The sequence below is a fragment of the Legionella sp. 39-23 genome (genome assembly GCF_001897665.1).
Lineage (GTDB): Bacteria > Pseudomonadota > Gammaproteobacteria > Legionellales > Legionellaceae > Legionella > Legionella steelei.
The window spans coordinates 56605-76615 of sequence record NZ_MKTO01000027.1 but is presented as its reverse complement, the minus strand read 5'-3'; the positions used below and the strand labels follow the sequence as shown (position 1 = coordinate 76615).

The following is a 20011-nucleotide window of genomic DNA, read 5'->3' as shown; positions in this document are numbered from 1 at the left end:
AAAATAGCGAATCTCATCATGGAGGTGGTACTAATTTAGGGGAAAGGTCATTGTAATTCTGAATTAATAAAAATGAAGCTCATCTCTACTGCTATACATCTAAATACCTCCGGAGTAGATTGTGCTTTAAGTTATATTTCGACTCTTAACGATAAGATTATAAAAACAAGAGAAAAGATGGTATATGAGGCATTCAAAGATAATTATCATTCAGAGATGGACTACACATTGCAAAAATTTCCTAATGAGTGGGAAAAGTGTTTAAAAATCATTAATAATGAGTTTCTTATATATTCTAAAAATTTCCTTAATTAGAAAAAAATATACCAATTGATCCAAATGGTCAATGGTGTCAATAGTTAGAGCGAGCCTGGTCCGACAAGTCTTTTAGTGGAGTAAATAGGTTACTTTTCGATTTTATTGATACAGATTTCAAGTACTCTTCATAAGTAACACTCTTCAACTATGAATTACTACCACTAACAGATATACCTTCCTCGGTAATATATGGCACCGCATGATTCCTATCGTAAAGTCCTAAAGATCTGTAAATCCAATTTTGTCCACCATCCATGCTTGTGACAATAATAGATTTGTTTCCGGTAGGGGTAGTTTGGTAACCAACAACAGTACAATACTTTCCTTTATTACTACAAGTAACAGATGAAAATGTTCCGCCATGAAACTCGTCATCTGTAAAATTATGTGCTATCCAATTTAACCCTCCATCAATGCTCCTATAGATAATAGGTTGTGATAGATATGTGAAACCATCGTTACGTTTTGTCGCCCCAACAGCTAGACAATTATTCCCATTATCTCCATAGCAAGAAATACTGTTAATTTCACCACCAAATTCTGTATATGGAAGATAACTTTCCCAATCATCACCACCAGTTGTACTTCTATAGATGATAGGCTGTTTTATTTGATTTTGTGCTAAGTGTCCGGTTGCCAAACAAACCTGTCCGTTATTGTTACAAGTGATAGATTCAAAAGTTCCACCTAGATGATTTACAATTTCTTTAAATGACCAGCTTATTCCTGCATCTTTACTTGTATAAACTAGGAATGCAGTTGAACGTCCTAAACCAGCTGCTCCAATAGCAGTGCAACTTAGTCCACTTTTATCACATGATATAGCTCTGATAGCCGAGCCATAGGGACCAAATGTTTGGGGGTAATGTGGGGTCCAGTTATGTCCATTATCAGAACTTATATATACAATAGGATAGCTTCCAGATATACCAGGTTTTGAATATCCACCACCAGCAACACAATTGTTATCATTACATGTAACAGAGCTAAGACTAGATGCACTATCAAACGTCCCTAAGGTATGGGGCGTCCAGCTCAAGCCACCATTCTCACTATTATAAACTTTTATTGTGATTTTATTACTAGTATATACGTCACCTACTGCAGCACAAGAAAGACCTTGATTTCCACAACTTAATGCTCTAATCCTGCCTTGTGCACCTGAAATTTCCTTTTTACTCCAACTAATTCCACCATCATTACTGATGTAGGCAGTAGGGTATCTACCCGTGGTTTTAGGTGAGCCAGTAAATTCATTCATAAGAAAAACACGAGCTAAAATATTTTCCTTACCTTCTCTTACATTTAATTCATTTTCTTTTTCATCTACTGTACTACAGTCCAGATCATCTTGGCATAATGCAAGGTGATTTGCAGGATCTGGATCATCAGAGTTAACTTCACCTGTAATTATTAAGTGTAAGATACAAACATTAAAATAATGTACATTTGATGGAAGATCAAAATTTGATTCACAAGTATTTGGAAATACTCCTGGGCTAGCAGTATTCGTAGGAAGAATTTGGCTTACATTTGGTGGAAGACGAATGGAAATGTTTTTTTGAGGACTTAGAGTATTGTTTTGTATTCTATAGTAGGCTGTAACTGAATGGCCTTTCGGAATTACAGTCGGTAAAACTGTTCCTGGCAGTGGAGTGATGCTAAATTTTGATGAGCATAAGAATCCGCTTACTAGCAAAAGAGTTATAGTAAATGTGATCTGTATCACCCTTTTTGAAACATAAAACATACTACTATACTCCTATTCAATTCAACTGTAATAAAGTTACCCCCCCCTTATATTTTCTTGCTATTAAACAGAGCAATGTTCGTTGTTATTATTTGGCGTTTTTAATTTTGTAGGGTAAAACTAGATATTCATATTCATGGATAATTAATTATTGAAGGCATATTATATTTATGTGGTCAAAAAAAATCCACAACTAATAAAGCTAGGTGAACATAAACGAGAACTTCGAAAAGAGAAGGGCCGCAAGAGGGTTTTGCTGATCATGTCTTGCTCGTGGGGAGTGGAGCGCGGAGAGAGAAACCTTGCAACACTAAACTTGCTACGTATAGCAGCAGCGTTAAATGTTGAGGTCGGGATAATTATTTCTTCCTATTAAGAGTGTAGAGAAATTGCTTAGCCAATAGAATTAAATATGGTAAACATGGTTATTAATAGTAGTGTTGATATCGCTAAAAAAACAAATTTAGCAATATAAAATATGTTCAAAGACTTACCGGTTTCATCACCGATATTATAACTTAATTCTTTACCACTATTTTGTTTTTTTACACTTTTTAATATTTCGGCTTGCTTTTCAAATTTGAATGCTCCAATTAAATATTGAAGCAGATCAAAAATAAAAAAGGTGATTAAAATAGAATAGAACGCGACAAGTAAAATTTGGGGTCTATTGTCAATGCAGCTAATGCTAATATACAAAACCCAAAAAATAGCTCCTTACATTGCTTTGCAATGTTTAATTTAAATCTTTAAATCTTTAAATCTTGTAAAATCATGTCTTGGTAATTTATTTAAATTGGATGTTAGATCTCCGCTGAACTATCCCGGAAATTCCGGAAAATTCATTTTGAAAATTTTCAGTGAATTCCAAAATGGAACATGCTTGTAGTTTATGATTTGACACATACTGTGTTCGAAATGGATAGATGATCTTAATAGTAAAAATTGACAGAAAGCTTCCTGTGTAGTTTAATTTTATTAATATAGTTAAACTATAAGTATATCTATGTCATCAAAAATAAACTGGCTCCTGAATAATATCACCCCAGGTGAGATCTTGGTGCAGTCTTGGCTATCAAGTCATGGAATTACGCCTCAATTAACAAGAAAGTACTGTCAAAGCCAATGGTTGGTGAAATTAGGTGCAGGAGTTTATTATCGAGCAGGACGTAAACCTGAGTGGCAAAATGCTGTTTATTGTATTCAGAATCAAAACCACTCAAAGATTCATCTTGCTGGTTTATCAAGTTTAGTTCAGCAGGGGAAATCACATTATCTACAATTAGAAACAGAATCCATTTGGTTAAATGTTCAATGCAAAACGATTTTACCCAAATGGTTTAAGACCTTTCCAGAATTAGTTGTTTCTGATAATTCAGCACCACACTGGCAAATCATTAAAACATCTAAGTTAAATGTCATTGATGATAATGATTTAATTACTGTAGATATAGATGGTATCAAATTAAAAGCTAGTAATCAGGAGTTAGCAGCATTTGAGGTGCTCGAGGCTGTACCTTCTATTTTGACATTTGAGCACGCTGCAGAGCTTTTTCAAGGTCTAGTCAATTTAAGTCCCCGAAAGGTTGAGACTATTTTAAGCAGAAGCGGATCTATTCAAACGAACCGTCTATTTTTATTTTTTGGTCATTTCTATAAACATCCATGGGTTAAACGCCTAAATGAGTCGGTCATTAATCTTGGAGTAGGGAAGCGTCAAATAGTCCTTGATGGCAAATTAGAAAAACAATATCAAATTACTGTTCCAGAACAATTTATAAGTAGCGACTATGAATAAACAATCACTTTATTATAAACAGGTTCTGCTGCTCATCCGATTAATCCCTATGGTTGAAAAAGAAACTTGTTTTGCTTTAAAGGGAGGTACAGCCATTAACTTGTTTGTACGCGACTTTCCTAGACTATCTGTAGACATTGACTTGGCTTATTTACCACTTGAACCGCGTGATTTGGCTTTAGCTAATGTTCGCAAAGCATTAGGAGATATCACGGCAAATATTAATAAAGTTCCTGGGTTGTTTGCTGTTTTACAAGATAATAAACCTGATGAAATGCGAATTATTGTTGAAGATCGCTCTTCGCAGAATAGGGGCGTCCAAGTCAAGATAGAGGTTTCACCAGTAGCTAGAGGAACGCTTTTACCTCCTCTTGAGCTTGATGTTGTTGCTTCTGTAGAAAATGAGTTTGGTTTTGCATCCATGAAAGTAGTTTCATTACCAGATCTTTATGGTGGTAAATTATGTGCAGCCTTAGATCGTCAGCACCCAAGAGATCTTTTTGATATTAAGATTTTATTAGAAAATCAAAACATTGATCGAGAGCTATTTAATGGTTTCATTACTTATCTTTTAAGTCATAAGAGACCTATCTCAGAAATTATGAATCCGCGTTGGAAAGATATATCGCAAGTTTTTCAAAGTGAATTTAAAGGGATGACTTTGGAGCCAGTCACCCTTGAAGAACTAATAGTAATACCAGAAAAAATGATTCAGGGTCTTAAAGATAATTTTACTCAGCAGGATTATGATTTTCTAATCTCATTTAAAAAAGGTGAGCCTGATTGGACTCTTGCATGTAGTGAAAAAATTGAATTTCTACCTGCAGTGCAATGGAAGCTTTTAAATATTCGTAAAATGCCTAAACAGAAACAATTGGAATCTATAAGTTTGTTAGAAAAAACCATGAATAAATGGATTGGGAAATAATCAAGTTTATTTATAATGAAGGTGTAATTAGTTTATTTTTTATCGTTTATATACACTTTTAGTGTAACTTTAAGAAAAAAATTAAACTAACTTGGAATTTGATGGCAATTCATTTTAAAGATTCTATTTTTGAAGGTTGGATTTCAATAATATCAGCTGATTTAACAATCCCCATACACTTTAAAAAATACTCGGTAATCAATTCCATAGGTTTTCTAAGGCGTTCCACATCAGCAATAATATACCCAGCAGTAACATCATTGGTCATTTTATGGTTCATTAACCGTTTCAGTGAATAAGCAGAGATATCTAAGCTTTCGGCAATAGTAATAAAGGTGCGTCTTAAATCATGAACAGTGAAGTGAATCCCTGATGCTTTTGTCACATTAGCCATTTGTTTGCGGGGTTCAATAATATGGCCTGCAGCACCAGTTCCCGGAAATACATAATCATTAATTTTCTTCTGATGACGAGTGCTCATTAAATCGTAGAGGAAATCAGAAAGGGGCAGGGTATGTGATTCATTGTTTTTTGTTTTAACCACTGTAAAGGTTTTTGCTGCTAGATCTACGTCTTCCCATTTTAAGGTTGCAGCTTCTTCTCTACGTAATCCTGTTAGTAAAACCAATAATAAGTAATCGCGTAAGGTTTCATTTTCAATCTGTTTAAGAGCAGAATACCAAGCGTCTTACAGGATTTTCCATAATTAATGATTTGCCTTTTGCATCTTCATACTGCCCTGAAGCGAAATTGAAAAGGGCGCGTAGTACTCGCATGGCTAGATTGGTGTTCTTTGCCTAGCTTTTCATGATGTTTACTGATGCGGTCTTTGGTAATTGAAAGTATCGGTTTACTTTTCCAACTTGGAAATGCTTTGTTAATAATATGACTGTAGTTACTAATGGATTTGGGTTTGAGCATGTTAATACAACCCACATTTATCGTCGTAACATTTTTTTTCTCATTGCAATGTTGGCTGCTTTTCTTGCTTGGGTTATCGGGTTTCTGGCTGAATCAATGAACTTACAAACACAATACCAAGCCAATTCAACTAAGAATAGGCGTGTTCTTTCTCTATTTTATCTTGGATATCGAATTATCTTAAAGAAAAAAATATCAAAAACTCTCTTATTCAATCAATTATCGATAATTTCCCTAATTTTTGTGAGGTTTAAAAATATGTGTCGATACCTCAGGGTCGGGCCATGGCCCGACCTTTTGCTTTGATATACTGCTTGAGGATAGTTTATTTAATTAAATTGACTTAAAATTGGGCACAAACAACAAGTGACCTGTAGCAGGCCGGATCATTCTTACCCAACCTGCTACTCTCATTTTTTATTCCCTGGATGGTTATCCTTCAAGCGTTCTGCTTTGGGAACTGTTACCCCAATCATGGTGTCGCGTGTCACTAAGGTTTGCAGTTGCTCTTCATTCCAATTCTCAGTACCTTTAGGTCGCATTGGTAAAACCATATAGCGCGTTTTTTGATTCGAGTCATGAACTCTTACTTCAACGTCTTCAGGTATAATTGTGCCAAATTCAGCAAGGAGTTGGCGAGGCCAGCGAACCATTCTACGACGATAATTCATGCGTTCATACCATGCTGGCGATGTACCCAGTAATGGTCTTGGGTAACACGAGCACAGCGTACAAACCATAGTATGATGAATTTTGGGTGTATTTTCACATACCAGTAAAAAAGTATAATCACTTGGGGTCCCTGTACCCGTTGGTTTCATCCAATCGATACCTAATTCAAGACAAGCTGCTACGGCATCCTTGAGTAGTCTTTTCTTAAACTCAGGATCAACCCAGGCACGAGCAACTACTCGCGCACCACCCATCGGGCCAATGCTTTCATACCACTCTACAAAACGTCTATGGTCATCGGCTGTAAATAAACCTTTCTCAATACAAAGTTCGCGAATAGCTGCTTCTAAAATGGTAAATTCAACAGCTTCATGACGTTCTTTAATGGGGTGCAAATCTACATATTCATCACCATGCTCATGAAGATGATCGTGTTCATCGCAAGTTGATTTTCCATGTTTCTTTGTCATAGGAGTTCTCCAAATAATTTAGGCCTATTTTTAAATATGCTCTATCCATCGTTCAGATAGCTCGGTATCCAGCGTATCAATGGCCGGACCACCGTAGTCATCCCACAAGTCTGTCATTTTGAAACGAACCATATAAAACGGTTCCCTACGACCCTCGTATCTTCCCCATGCTTCATCTTCAGGAATCACCCAGGAAGGTCTTATCAGTACGACCTCCCCTATTTTTCCGCGAGTATATCCCTGAGTACGCGTATGAAATAGTGAAGGCAAATCGATTACTCTTACTTTATCACCCACTTTAAATTTAGTACTCATTTGCAGGCCTCCTCACGTTTACTGATTTGATCCAATTTCAGCATTAACTCATCCGGTGTTATTAAGCCTTTATCAAGTAACATTTTGGTAGCAGCCAGCAACCAACGAGCATAATAAGGTGTTCCACAATAAAGGGTAACGCCTAAATCATTTTCGCGCCGTCTACGTTCCTCAGAAACCCAATATCCTCTCCAAGCCAGACACTCAGATGTTGCATGGGTAAACATTTCCCAGAGCTCTGTTTCATGAAGGGATTTGTCTAAAGGTCCATCCGGTTGGCCTCCAACATCATGGACAACATGTAATATTGCCTGCGCAGCATCTGGAGTCATTGAGAAAGGTAAATCCATTTCCTGCCGTGACACGGGCACAAGTTTTCTTATTATCTCGACTAATGAACTGTAATTTTCAGATGTATAGGACATACTATTACCCTCCAATTTCCGAACAAATTAGTTGCTTTGTTTTTCATCGACAATCCGCTCTTCCAAAGCCTCAAAATTCATCCATTTATAAATAAAAATAGAGACAATCCAACTCACAATAAAAAACAAAATAATAAAAAAACCTATACTGTTAAATCGCTCGCTTTGTTGTCTGATGAACTCCCAAAATGAACCTTTCAAACCTGAATTTCCAGCGATTAAGTTCAAAGCCTCTATCCCACCAATTAAAAGAGCAACCAGTGCCGAGGCGAGTGTAATCGTTAAATTGTAATAAAGCTTTCTCACTGGTTTTAAAAAAGCCCAACCATAAGCACCGAGCATCAAAACCCCATCACTTGTATCAATGAGCGTCATACCTGCTGTGAAAAGAGCCGGAAACAAGAGTATTAGCCACATTGAAATCCCATCAGCTGCTTGTGATGCTGATAATCCAAGTAGTCCTACTTCAGTTGCTGTATCAAAACCAATTCCAAAGAGAAATCCCAGAGGAAACATTTGCCAACTATGTGAAATAAGACTCATAATTCTGCGGAAACGTTTTACAAGAAAGCCATTTTGAGTCATTGCCTCATGAGCATCCTGTTCAGTAAACATCTTGCCACGACGAATTTTTTTGAAAATCTTGTAGATAGCAAAAAAAATAATGATGTTTATTAGGGCCATCAATAAGAGAAATATCGCTGAAAAAGAGGTACAAAGTACACTACCTATTTCATGCCATTTTGCCAGGTTGGACTGCATAATTGCTTTCGTAGACAGGGCAATTAATAGGGTTGCTATAATAACAACAGAGGAATGTCCTAAAGAGAAGAAAAAACCTACTGCAATCGGCTGCTTCCCTTCTTGCAACAATTTACGAGTAACATTATCAATTGCAGCAATATGATCCGCATCGACCGCATGACGCAAACCAAAGCTATAAGCCATCACCGCAGCCCCAAATAACAAGGGCACATTATAGAGCGTATAAAAAGCCCAAAACCAAACGGCAAGATTAAATAGGAGCAAAAACAGATACATTACTGCAATTTTCTGACGCAGGTTTCCTTTGCTATTTCCGAAAGTTTTTTCCAAATAACTTCCCATTTAGTTATCCTAAGAGGAACAGTCCATATTTAACTCAATTATAGATACATTAGAAAAGATTGCACAAATAAAATGCATTTTCAGAGGGTATAGGGAAAATTTAAAGCCTTTGAACATCCTAAATTACTAGAAACTGAAACAATATCCCAACAAAAAAGTGTAGTAAATCCAATAGTGAAGGTAGCCTCGAGAGTTCTGTGATTTTCTATTTCTTATCCTTATCAGACCATGCAAATCTCATCCGAAACTATTAAATAATCACAAAAATTGCTGACAGCTTTAAATAAAAGTGGAACCAATATCGAATAAGGGAATTGTTTAGTAAGTTTATTAGATAACGGAACAACAAAAATTAATCCGCCAGTATTTAATACAAATAACCAATTTACAATTATTCTATTAGCTTCTTGTGAAATATTTTGATAATACTTGCCAAATCCCCGATACATATTTACAACTTGATAAGCAATTGAATCATAATCTGCAAAATCAGGTGAATTTTTTAGATATTGATGGTTAATACACTAGAAATATTTTTTGATAAAGAGGGACTCCCCTCAAATAGTACTATTTATGTTGATGGAGATAATGTTCATTGCCAACTTATCCCGGCAAAAACAGATCAACCATCCTTAAGTGGAAATTTTCCTAAAATGAAATTTAACATTGTAGTTAATTTTGGAGATAAAAGTATTACATATGGTTTCGTTTTATCCTCGCCAAGCCAGGTAAAGTGTAAAATGAATTCAAAATTAAACTGTAATAAACAAACGTTGACTAACCAAAATTCAATAAAGTGACACTTAATTTTGGCCGACATTGTCTGCAAAGTAAGTTTTAAAACTTATAGGGTCAGGCCTTGAGTTTTGATTATTTTTCCTTGCAATGTTTTAGTTGATTTATCCTGATAGTTAATAGATTCAGCAACTTTTAATTGATAATTCACAATTCAAGGGCTGACCCTCTTAATCCCGTCCAAACAGCTGTCAAAGAAGAGGCCGCGCAATTCATTTTTAACAGTATTCTATCTGTTTTGATAACTCACATGGGAGGCGGTTAGAACAACGATCCCTTTAAAAAACAATCAGTTTTCTTTGTCCTAAATGAAAGTAAAAGTCACAATTTCCTGCCTTACTTCTAAATATGTCAACAACCCTAGATCTCTGATTAATAAAACCATATTTTATTAATCATTATTCTGCTATATTATGATTAATAAAAAGCGAGATTATTAATCATGAAATGGAATTGGCAGCTTGAGAATTGGCCAAATTTTACTTGGGACTCCGATAAATTAGTTGTGTTTGAGCAGTCTTTTACTGAGGGGGCGGGTATTATTATTGGTTCCTCACAATATATTTCTCAAGAGGGTAAGCAAAATTTATTTATCGATTTAATGTGTACTGATGCTTTGGATAGCTCAGAAATAGAGGGAGAGTATTTAAACAGAGATAGTGTTCAATCTTCTATAAAAAAAGAGTTGGGGTTATTTACTGAAGCACATAGAGCCAGCAGGGCAGAGCAGGGGATCGCTAAAATGATGGTTAATATATATCAAACGATTTCTAACCCACTAACACATCAGGTTTTATTTGAATGGCATCAATTTTTAATGGGTAATAGTCATCATTTAGAACATATTGGTCAATATCGTAAGCATGAAGAAGCAATGCAAATTGTTTCTGGACCTGATTATGATCGAAAAATCCATTTTGAAGCGCCTCCCTCAACACGTGTTCCGGCCGAAATGGATCAATTTATTAATTGGTTTGAACGGAGTTCTCTCACTGGTTCAGCTCCTTTACCCACATTAACCCGAGCAGGAATAGCCCATTTGTGGTTTGAGAGTATCCATCCTTTTGAAGATGGAAATGGAAGAATAGGGCGAGCTATAGCAGAAAAAGCTTTATCACAAGGATTTTCAAAACCTGTAATGACAGTATTGGCAAAAATATTATTAAAAAAGAGAAAGGAATTCTATCAACAATTAGGTTTAGCAAGTAAAACCTTAGATCTAACATCTTGGTTAATCTGGTTTGCTCACATCGCTTTAGAAGCGCAACAAAGCACTTATTTGTATATAGATTTTATTATTAAGAAATCTGTTATTTTAAGGGAAGCGGAAGGGAAAATTAATCCAAGGCAAGAAAAGGTTTTATTAAAATTATTTCATGCTGGACCAGATGGATTTGTAGGTGGTTTGAGCGCTAAAAATTATATGAGCATAACAGGCGCACCGATCGCTACAACAACTAGAGATTTGAATGACTTGGTGAAAAAAAATATTCTCAAACGAACTGGCGAACTTAAAGCGACTCGTTATTTTTTAAATCTTGATAAGGCTTAAATGTAATTTTTTAGATTTGGTACGCAGTGAGTACCAAATTAAAGTGTCTAGCAGTGAGTTCCAAAATGGAACTTACTGAAGTGTATCATTTGGCCGACATTGTCCGCCAAATTGAACATAAGGAATACAAATTTATTTTCTATGTCTAATTTGGATCTCAATGCGATCCAAATTGAAGAGGTTGGATACCAATAATATCAGCAGATCTAATAACGCCCATACACTTTAAAAAATAATCGGTAATCAATTGCATTGGTTTTCTCAACCGCTCCACATCTGTAATAATATACCCAGCGGTCACATCATTACTCATTTTATGATTCATTAGCCGTTTAAGCGCATAAACAGAAATATCCAAGCTTTCAGCAATAGTGATAAAGGTACGTCTTAAATCATGAACGGTAAAGTGGACACCAGATGCTTTGGTTACATTAGCCATTTGTTTACGTGGCTCAATAATATGACCAGCAGCACCAGTTCCTGGGAATACATAATCGTTTATCTTCTTCTCATGACGAGCTACCAATAAATCATAGAGAAAATCAGAAAGGGGTAGGGTGTGGGATTCATTGTTTTTCGTTTTAACCACTATAAAGGTTTTTGCTGCCAGATCGACATTTTCCCATTTTAAGGTTGCAGCTTCTTCTCTACGTAAGCCTGTTAGTAAAACGAATAATAAGTAATCGCGTAGGGTTTCATTTTCAATATTTTTAAGAGCAGTATACCAAAATGTTTATCATCAAGTGAGTATTGAGTAAAACAAGCGTAGATTGAGTCTTTCTACGCTTGTTTGCAAATCACACTGAGGGTGGTGCAGCAATCCCTATAAATACCACCATCCCATCACCACCAGGATTAAAGTAATTATCACTAAAAGGAAGTGGTTTCCAATTATTTGCAGCCCAAACATTTCCTGCTCGATCTGAAATAGCATGAGTTAGACGCATTAAAGGACTAAAACTGGGAGGTCCGCCTGCACCATTAAGCGGTGTACCATCAGCAAGCAACACTTGGCTTCCGGCACTGGGTAAAGTATATCCAGTCGAAGGAGATATTGCATCACCTGTAGATAGCCCTGTCGGACACTTAGCTGTGTTAATGCCACAGAGTTTAGAAATTGAAAATTGAGGTGGTAAGCCATTGCCCTCAAAATTAGCTACCCAGATATTATCATCACCATCAACAGTAACCCCCCAGGGTCCAGATACTCCGCCTTGGCCGCTATATGCAACAAAAGTTCCATTGGGAGCAATTTTATAGATTGTGGAGTCATTTACCGATGCTACCCAAGCATTACCTTGCGAATCTAAAGAAACCTCTCTTGTTGAACTACCGGCTGGTAATTGAACGTCTAAAGTTTTGATGAGTTGGGTTCCGGAAATCACATATTTATTAATTACCGAACCTGGGTTGCCAGCAGAAGTTTTGCTATTACTCACCCATGCAGAACCATCTTGAGCAATAGCTATATCAAAAGGTCCACTATTTGTAGGTTCTTGATAATAAATTGCAGAATTAGGATCTCCATTTAAATAAACAACAACCCTGTCGTTACCATAACTGGCCATCCAAATATTGTTATTTTTATCTGAAACGGTACCTTGAACCCGATATAAAGCGGATATATAGCCTAGAGGACCTGAAATTGGAATACCCGTTGCAGAAAACTGAGAAACGCTCCCCTCTCCTCCCGGAGGCAAACAGGTATCGCAACTACCCCATCCAAAATTGCCGGTCCATATAGATCCTTGCGTATCAATAGTTATTCCAAAAGCATTCCCTAAAAGACCACCACCAAATAAGGGCGATGTAGGGGTACCATTCACTCCATCCGCAGGCTGGCCGTTTGGCTTTAAAACAATAAGCCAGTTCGATGAGTTGGGAGTGCCTTGAATCACATTATTCGTTATCCAAGCGTAACCGTTTTTATCGAAAACTGTTTTGGCGGGTCCGCCAAAAGGAGCTGACAAACTGCCTGAGTTATTAAATTTTACCGCTAAAGTCCACGCATCGGGTTTAATTTGTAAAGAAGGTTGATAAGCAGAAAATTGATTCGATAGGACATAAATACCTAATACATTATTCGCTGGATTATGCGCTATATTTAACAACGCATCTAAGGTATTAGTCGGTGCAAAACCATTGATTGTTGTTAATCCAAAAAGAGAAGTACAAGCACCTGGCGAATTCCGTACGCAAGTTGCAATTAAATTAGATAAATTATTGAGGGATCGCATCGTATTCGTTTGATCCGCATTCGGTGATGTTGTAATCACTTGCGATAAAGTACCTTGGACAGGAGAAACTAAATTATCATTCATCCCTGCTGCAATTTTTAATCCTAGTGACGCACCATTAATTTGTCCATTATTAAAAAATTGCGCCATTGCAAAAGCTGCACCTACCGTCGTCAATTCGTTAATCGTAATCACCGGAAGAAGACTTTCGCCTATTATTGTCACCAGTTTGGTGTTATTTCCCTGACGCGCGACAGCATAAAATGAGGATGTTTTGGGTATTTGTTCAGACGGAATGTAAATAAAAAATTGTCCCGAACTATTGGTTGTCGCATTACCAATCGGTATTGCTGAGGTTGAACCGGCGCTGTAAATTGTAACATTTGCATTCGCAAGTGGGATTGCAGAAGCATTCCCAGATTGCACCACGCCTTTTACTGTAGGTTCGAATGCTCTCACATTCAAGGGATCATTCGTTCCTGCACATGCTGGAACATTAGGACTACAAACAAAAAGATGATTATGGGGATTAGGATCATGTGGATTAACAGCCCCCGAAACGGTAAGTTCCAATGTGCAACTGGCACCAGGCGATAAGGTAAAATTTGCACCACATAAATCAGGATAATTTGGATCAGCGAGTACCTGGATTACATTGGGTGGTAAATATTTAACAAATCCGCCGGGTAGAGTACGACGAGTAGCATTAGTTACGGTGTAGAATGCTGTTGCAGTGTTTCCTAAAACAAGTTGACTGGGTAACACTGTACCTGCTTTGGGGACGACATTGTAGGCAACCCCATAGCTCATCGTGCTTAATGAGGTTGCGCCAATAAACAGAAATAAAGAGGACATCCTTTTATTCTTTTTCATTTTTCTATTCCTAAATTAAATAGCTTATTTGTACTATACCTTCCTGCATATAAAGATGTGGCAGTGTCAAAGTACTTGTGAAAGGTATCACATCAAGCATTCCTTCATCCAAATTCGCTTCACCTAAGCCTACATAACGATACCCCACCCCTAAGCGCCAGTTTTTACACAGGTCCATATCGATACCTACGCCAAGACTATAAGCAAAATTCGTTGTTTTGTGATCCTCAAATTCTGGAGTAAAGGTGAGAAAAGGCGGAACACTTGTTTGATAATTTGAAGTATTATTAAACGCTGCTCCTAGGCCTAAAGAGACATAAGGATGAAAAATCTTTTCAACAGAGTGTAATAACTTTCCTTCAAAAAAGAGTTGGCTACTTTTTATTTTATAGTTGTAGGTGAACTCGTCAGCTGATTGCTCATCAACCCCTTGGATTAAAATACCACTGCTAGAAAAATTATTAGGCCTATAATAGCTAATACCAAGCTGCAAAGCCCATTGTGAATTGACAGGGACTTCAGTTCCAATAGTCCCTCCCCATAACATCCGATTTGAATGGGTATGCTGGGGCGTATATTGGTACGTTGTGAAATCACCGTCCATATTTAAAGTTTGTGCATGTCCTGTTTTGGCGACAGCTACACCACCTGAGAAGGTAAAAAAGGGATGGAACCAACTTAAGTTTCTTGGATTGGATTGGGGAGTTATTGCAGCAGGATCAGCATACCCTACGTTTGCAGTCATCATCACTGAACTACAAATTATAAAAAAAGAACGTATGGAAAAAGATGGTAAAAAACAATCCGTTTTTGTTCGTTTATGCATAAAATATTCTTCCTTTTCTCCCCTCAATAAAAGGGTATTTAAAATCCTTTCTGACTAAGTCGATTAAGTAATCATTTTAGTTTGCCACAAGATAGCTGATTTCGTTCTTTTTCTCAATGACAAAGAACCTGAATCAAGCTATTCTGGCTCAGGATCTGCTTTGACGATCAAAATAAGATAGAGAGAGTAGAGAGAGCATTTATTATTTTTCGTAGAAAAAAATAGCTATCGTTCAAACATTAAGTATCATGACCTAGATCCCTGCTTTAAGAAAAAGAGGACTCTGTTAACTTTAGTAAATCACGCATTGATCTCATTATGGGATCTTTTGATGTGAATTTTTCCACGTCGCCTTGAGTAACTTTATGTACATAAAAACCATAATTGTAAAAACTAACACAATGACTAAAATCGATGGGGAGGATACTATTTGAGTTTTTTTGACTAAAATCAATGACAGTTCCATGTCCATAACTATCCGTTTCTTTTTCAATGCGTTTTGAGATGATTTTATAGATTCTAGTTTCTTTTGAAGCAACCTATGAGTGAGTAATTTTTACACCTTTTACTATACTGTAAATTATACATAGAGCATATAGTATAGTAGGTAATTATGAGACAACGTACAGAGCCTCAAGAAAAAGAAAAGAAGCGTCAAAAGGTAATAATTGAATCTCACAAAGAAATGACTCATGTTTTAGGGCTACAAAAAAATCCTTTCTTGAGCAACATTGAAAATACAGGTTGGTACATCGAGGACACAGCGCCTAGTACAAAAAAAAGATACGATCATTTTAAAGAAAATCCAAATTCTAATTTAAATTTCGATCTATTGCCCGCTTCATTTTCTGCAGACGCTCTCCAAAAAATTACGAATCTTCCACCTAATGGTTATGTTGGATTTTCTTGTCGATGGCCACGTCATGCCTTTACCCTTAATGCAGTCAAAGAAGGAAATCAAACTCATTTTATTTATGTAAATCGAGGAAAACGCCATTTTGATTTAGAAACAGGACAGGATAAAAATGATGCGCCAACAGTGATGGTTTTTTCTGTTGAAAATCAACACGCGAGGAGTTTTGCTAAGCTCATGTTGGGCGCTGCTATGACTCCAGATCCTCGCAAAGGAATGTCTCAATTTTTAGAAAGGCATAAAAAGCAATTCAACGAAGAGCTGTCCGAACTCATGGAAAAGAAGAATCAAAAAACAGGAAATTGTAGCATTGCAAATTCGAACATCGCCTGGCATTTTCAATTAGCAGCCGAAGAAATGCAAAAGAGTAATAAAAGTTTTGCGCAGGCTTATGAAGATACAGAGCAAAAATATAGAGAAATGAGGATTAAAGATAGAGTTCAAGCGTTCAAATACCTTTTAAATGATCGAGGCTGTTATATTTCTGACAATGCATTTCTTTATAATTATTTTCAAGCAATTGAAAAGTTTGCAAGAAAAGACATTAAAGTGCAAGGACAGCACACAATAGAGCATATTAAAACGTTACTTGAGGAACTTGATCCTAAGGGACTATCCAAATTAGTCGAACCATTAATTAATGATAATTTTACCATCAAAGTAGATGAATATATCGATGCTAGGATACAACAACTCAAAGAGGAGCATCCAAATTTATCAGAGCAGTACTGTAAAGATTTTGCAGCCATGACACGAGATGGCTTACAGTCAGCAAAAACTAGAGTGTTAATGCATGCTTTCAATAGATTATCCCCAGGCGAACAAATGAAATTAATAGCTAAAGATATTTCATTATTATGTTATGCGGATCAGCAATTGCAATTGAACTTACTTAAACAAGATTACAACAAGTATGCTTTGTATGCAGATAAAGAATTAAACAAAAGATTCCCTGAGCATCCTTTAAATCGATTTCGTAAGGAGCATGCAAAAGAACTTGATTCAGTAGGTGATAGTATGAAAGAAATGATTGAGACAGTCATGGAGGGTAAAGAGGAGGAATATCTTAGAAAAAGTAAAATAATTACTACCGAAAGAAAAACCAAAGATGCTGGTTTCTTCTCACAAGATGCAGCACAAAAAGAAGTGGTGATTAATAATACATTGAAGACTTTATATTCATCTCTCTGGACCGAAGACAAGAAGCATACCGCTAAAACATTTGAAGAGCTTTGTCGAGTTTGCTGCGAACGTAGATTTTATCTAGGCGGAGATAAATATTCAGTACATACTGAATCTGCAAAATGGTTAATTAATCGAATCTGTGCAAATGATGAAATAGGAGAAGACTTTAGGAAATTTTTAAAAGTCCAAGATGTTAAGGCCGAGAAGCTAACCTCAACAGTAACCAATATGATTCAAAATACGCTCTCTGGAAAAAACACAACGTTCAACAGCTATAAAGAACGGTATACTCAGCAAATCGAAACATCAATGCCACTTGAACCCACTCAAAAATCCCTATCTTGCCAGTAGTTTAAGCCTTTCATGTTGAGTTTAAGCCCTCCTACCAAAGTGGGACACTATTTTCTCTCCAAAGCCCTAGATACTTTAAATTGAATTTTTGTTATGTTTAATCGGACAATTACAGTAAATTCCTTTTCAAATTGGAGAATAGAATACTTGGAATAGTTAAAATCCTATTTAGCATTTCTGAGTTGATTACTCATCCAATTTGAACTTCATCTTGCTGCACATTTTGCGTATGCTCCTTAAGACGTACTTCAGAAAATACTTTTAAAATAAGCCATTGAGAATTCAAATAAATTATTCATTATTGGTTTGAATTAAGTCAACAAGGAAAATTACTGGACTTATTAATGAAAAGAAAATTAGAAATTCCTTTTGAAGAACCACCTTCGAAACGTTTTGAAGAAGCTACGGATTCCTTAGTCAAAAAGGGTGAACAGCTTTATAAAAAGAATCAACTTAATGAAGCGTTACCTTTTTTAAATCAGGCCATTACACAGCAACCTAATGAGCCTTTGGCTTTGGCAATTCGTGGAGATATTCACAGTCAGTTGGATAATATGCAACTTGCCTTTGCGGATTTCAATACCTTGTTAACACTCCAACCCAATCATGTATTTGCCTTATCACGACGTGGCGCATTATGGCATAGATTCGGCAGCATCAATGAAGCCTTCAACGATTTAAATGCTGCACTTGCTATTGAACCTACCCATTCGCATGCCTTAGCAAATCGAGGCGCAGTTTATTGTACACAAAGTCAATATAATCTCGCGTTAAAAGATTTCAATGCAGCTCTAGAAAGCGATAACAAGAATATTTTTGCTTTAAAAGAACGAAGCTGGGTTTATAGTATATTAAATTTTCCTGAAGCAGCTGAGCATGATCTTAATTCTGTACACTCTATTCCCGCTGTCACTATGATTGACTTATTGTACCAAGCAGATATTTATATACAAAAAAAGCTATATGAGAGCGCTTTAGATATTATATATCCTTTACTTGCCAACGCGCCAAATTGTTCACGCCTTTTAGCAGTTCGTGGAGATATCTATCATAAAATGGGCAAGACTGACGAAGCGTTAAATGATTTTAATAACATTTTGCTGATACAGCCTTATTCCTTGGCTGTTCGAGGCCTTCGCTTCAATATTTATTATCAACAACAAAAGTTCGATCTTGCATTAAATGAATTAAATCAGATGCTTGCCATTAACCCCAATTATGACTATGTTTTGACGGTTCGTAGCATCATTTATAGTCAACAAGGAAATCATGTTCAGTCTTTAAATGACGTTAATGCCGCTCTTGCTATAAATCCCCATAATCTACAAGCTTTAGCGATGCGTGGTGCGGCATATTTTCAGCAAGGCAATTTCGCACAAGCCTTAAGTGATTTTAATGGTATCCTTGCTATTACCCCTACTAACGTAAATGCGTTGCTATCTCGTGGAGACATTTATCGACAGCAAGGAAACCTTACCCAAGCCTTAAGCGATTACAATGCCGTTCTTGCTCTAGACCCCACTCATGCGTTTGCGTTAGGGGGGCGTGGAAAGGTTTATCAGTTACAAGGGAATTATGAAAAGTCTTTATGCGACTTTAACGCAGCTCTAGCTATAAATCCTGCTTACTGGTTTGTTTTACTGTCACGCGGTGAAATTTATTGGACACAAGGTAATTTCGACTTGGCTTTAAATGACTTGAACCACGCTCTTACTTTGAATACCAATAATTCGAATATCTGGTATTTATTAAGAGTACGCGGAGATATTTATCGTCAGCAAGGTGAGCTTAGTCTTGCATTAAACGACTTGAATCAAGCAATTAAAGAACAACCAAATGATCTTTTAATATTGGCCATGCGTGGCGATGTGTATTGCAAACAAAAGAAATTTAAGCGCGCTTTGGCTGATTTAAATCAAGTATTAAACACCCTACCACGAAATTACATGGCCTTAGAAGCGCGAGGAGATCTTTACCGCAAACAAGAAAAATTTGCTGAAGCACTCACTGACTATGAAAAAATTAAAGATCCCAGTCCTTCAGTCTTATTCAAAAAGGCTAAAATTTATCGTATGCAAGAACATTTTGATGAAGCTATTCTACTCGAATATCAAGCCCATCAATTGCAATTAAAGAAAGGAAAACGGAGCGACGTTCCTTCCTTACGTGCATTCTGCAAATGGGCCTTTTTTGCAAATGAAGCAACTCTATATGCTAATAAAAAAGTATTGAAACGAGATGATCCCCATCAAGTTGATCATGTTTTACAAGCAAATCATATTAACCGTCAGACCTTAACTACGATGCGTCGCACACTACATACTGCACCACCAGAGTTCCCAACGGTTTTCGACCAATTAGATTTGCGTACAAATCAATTAAAACCATAAGAACAGTCATTGCTTCAGTATGTTCAAAATGAATTTGAGGCCCATCTGAAATGCGGGCGACTAGAGCATGGATTTTTACGTGTTCAATGCGAATCTTGTCATAATGAGCAGCTGGTTGCATTGAATAAAATTCAGCTTATCGATGAAATTCAATCTACAGAGACCCTGATTTCACTGCAAAATCC

General features: G+C 36.6%; 12 protein-coding genes and 2 pseudogenes. 5 read left to right on the top strand and 9 right to left on the bottom strand.

Going from position 1 to position 20011, the window contains the following annotated elements:
* Positions 1-463: 463 nt before the first annotated feature.
* Positions 464-2068 carry a beta propeller repeat protein gene (locus BGO44_RS10735; protein ID WP_273200218.1) on the bottom strand — a complete coding sequence of 535 codons (1605 nt, stop codon included), beginning with the start codon at positions 2066-2068 and terminating at the stop codon, positions 464-466.
* 1006 nt (positions 2069-3074) lie between these two features.
* Between BGO44_RS10735 and BGO44_RS10730 the strand changes: the two genes are divergently transcribed.
* Both BGO44_RS10730 and BGO44_RS10725 read left to right on the top strand, forming a co-directional pair.
* Complete coding sequence (locus BGO44_RS10730) at positions 3075-3866, top strand: type IV toxin-antitoxin system AbiEi family antitoxin (RefSeq protein ID WP_273200215.1); 792 nt, start codon at positions 3075-3077, stop codon at positions 3864-3866.
* Complete coding sequence (locus BGO44_RS10725; protein ID WP_273200213.1) at positions 3859-4794, top strand: nucleotidyl transferase AbiEii/AbiGii toxin family protein; 936 nt, start codon at positions 3859-3861, stop codon at positions 4792-4794. Before BGO44_RS10730 ends, BGO44_RS10725 begins: the two co-directional genes overlap by 8 nt.
* A gap of 109 nt (positions 4795-4903) precedes the next feature.
* Here the strand turns inward: BGO44_RS10725 and BGO44_RS10720 are convergent.
* The 5 genes and pseudogenes from BGO44_RS10720 to BGO44_RS10700 form a co-directional block, all read right to left on the bottom strand.
* Positions 4904-5712: pseudogene (locus BGO44_RS10720) on the bottom strand (tyrosine-type recombinase/integrase); the annotation flags it as partial.
* Between the two features lie 413 nt (positions 5713-6125).
* Positions 6126-6857 (bottom strand): thiocyanate hydrolase subunit gamma, encoded by a 732-nt coding sequence (gene scnC / locus BGO44_RS10715; protein ID WP_273200209.1) that lies wholly within the window; start codon positions 6855-6857, stop codon positions 6126-6128.
* A 30-nt stretch (positions 6858-6887) separates the two neighbouring features.
* Positions 6888-7172 carry an SH3-like domain-containing protein gene (locus BGO44_RS10710; protein ID WP_058477816.1) on the bottom strand — a complete coding sequence of 95 codons (285 nt, stop codon included), beginning with the start codon at positions 7170-7172 and terminating at the stop codon, positions 6888-6890.
* Positions 7169-7597: an SH3-like domain-containing protein gene (locus BGO44_RS10705; protein ID WP_058477815.1), complete on the bottom strand. Its 429-nt coding sequence runs from the start codon at positions 7595-7597 to the stop codon at positions 7169-7171. The genes BGO44_RS10710 and BGO44_RS10705 overlap by 4 nt, the downstream gene beginning before the upstream one ends.
* 27 nt (positions 7598-7624) lie before the next feature.
* Entirely contained in the window at positions 7625-8704 is a 1080-nt protein-coding gene (locus BGO44_RS10700) for a HoxN/HupN/NixA family nickel/cobalt transporter (protein ID WP_273200204.1), read from the bottom strand.
* 1237 nt (positions 8705-9941) lie between these two features.
* Between BGO44_RS10700 and BGO44_RS10695 the strand changes: the two genes are divergently transcribed.
* Positions 9942-11051 carry a Fic family protein gene (locus BGO44_RS10695; protein WP_273200203.1) on the top strand — a complete coding sequence of 370 codons (1110 nt, stop codon included), beginning with the start codon at positions 9942-9944 and terminating at the stop codon, positions 11049-11051.
* 157 nt (positions 11052-11208) lie between these two features.
* Here the strand turns inward: BGO44_RS10695 and BGO44_RS10690 are convergent.
* The 3 genes and pseudogenes from BGO44_RS10690 to BGO44_RS10680 all read right to left on the bottom strand — a co-directional run.
* Positions 11209-11760 (bottom strand): annotated as a pseudogene (locus BGO44_RS10690) (tyrosine-type recombinase/integrase); the annotation flags it as partial.
* Between the two features lie 88 nt (positions 11761-11848).
* The gene (locus tag BGO44_RS10685; protein ID WP_273200201.1) at positions 11849-14161 is read right to left on the bottom strand and encodes an NHL repeat-containing protein; all 2313 of its coding nucleotides are present in this window, start codon (positions 14159-14161) and stop codon (positions 11849-11851) included.
* Between the two features lie 10 nt (positions 14162-14171).
* Positions 14172-14987 carry an outer membrane protein gene (locus BGO44_RS10680; RefSeq protein ID WP_273200199.1) on the bottom strand — a complete coding sequence of 272 codons (816 nt, stop codon included), beginning with the start codon at positions 14985-14987 and terminating at the stop codon, positions 14172-14174.
* A gap of 613 nt (positions 14988-15600) precedes the next feature.
* Here BGO44_RS10680 and BGO44_RS10675 point away from each other — a divergent pair.
* Positions 15601-17436: a hypothetical protein gene (locus BGO44_RS10675; protein ID WP_273200196.1), complete on the top strand. Its 1836-nt coding sequence runs from the start codon at positions 15601-15603 to the stop codon at positions 17434-17436.
* A 344-nt stretch (positions 17437-17780) separates the two neighbouring features.
* Positions 17781-19826: a tetratricopeptide repeat protein gene (locus tag BGO44_RS10670; protein ID WP_273200193.1), complete on the top strand. Its 2046-nt coding sequence runs from the start codon at positions 17781-17783 to the stop codon at positions 19824-19826.
* Positions 19827-20011: the final 185 nt, after the last annotated feature.

What these genes read in the sequence shown, in the direction of transcription:
- BGO44_RS10735 (WP_273200218.1), bottom strand. Translation starts at nt 2,068, where the DNA reads ATGTTTTATGTTTCAAAAAGGGTGATACAGATCACATTTACTATAACT.
- BGO44_RS10730 (WP_273200215.1), top strand. Translation starts at nt 3,075, where the DNA reads ATGTCATCAAAAATAAACTGGCTCCTGAATAATATCACCCCAGGTGAG.
- BGO44_RS10725 (WP_273200213.1), top strand. Translation starts at nt 3,859, where the DNA reads ATGAATAAACAATCACTTTATTATAAACAGGTTCTGCTGCTCATCCGA.
- scnC (WP_273200209.1), bottom strand. Translation starts at nt 6,857, where the DNA reads ATGACAAAGAAACATGGAAAATCAACTTGCGATGAACACGATCATCTT.
- BGO44_RS10710 (WP_058477816.1), bottom strand. Translation starts at nt 7,172, where the DNA reads ATGAGTACTAAATTTAAAGTGGGTGATAAAGTAAGAGTAATCGATTTG.
- BGO44_RS10705 (WP_058477815.1), bottom strand. Translation starts at nt 7,597, where the DNA reads ATGTCCTATACATCTGAAAATTACAGTTCATTAGTCGAGATAATAAGA.
- BGO44_RS10700 (WP_273200204.1), bottom strand. Translation starts at nt 8,704, where the DNA reads ATGGGAAGTTATTTGGAAAAAACTTTCGGAAATAGCAAAGGAAACCTG.
- BGO44_RS10695 (WP_273200203.1), top strand. Translation starts at nt 9,942, where the DNA reads ATGAAATGGAATTGGCAGCTTGAGAATTGGCCAAATTTTACTTGGGAC.
- BGO44_RS10685 (WP_273200201.1), bottom strand. Translation starts at nt 14,161, where the DNA reads ATGAAAAAGAATAAAAGGATGTCCTCTTTATTTCTGTTTATTGGCGCA.
- BGO44_RS10680 (WP_273200199.1), bottom strand. Translation starts at nt 14,987, where the DNA reads ATGCATAAACGAACAAAAACGGATTGTTTTTTACCATCTTTTTCCATA.
- BGO44_RS10675 (WP_273200196.1), top strand. Translation starts at nt 15,601, where the DNA reads ATGAGACAACGTACAGAGCCTCAAGAAAAAGAAAAGAAGCGTCAAAAG.
- BGO44_RS10670 (WP_273200193.1), top strand. Translation starts at nt 17,781, where the DNA reads ATGAAAAGAAAATTAGAAATTCCTTTTGAAGAACCACCTTCGAAACGT.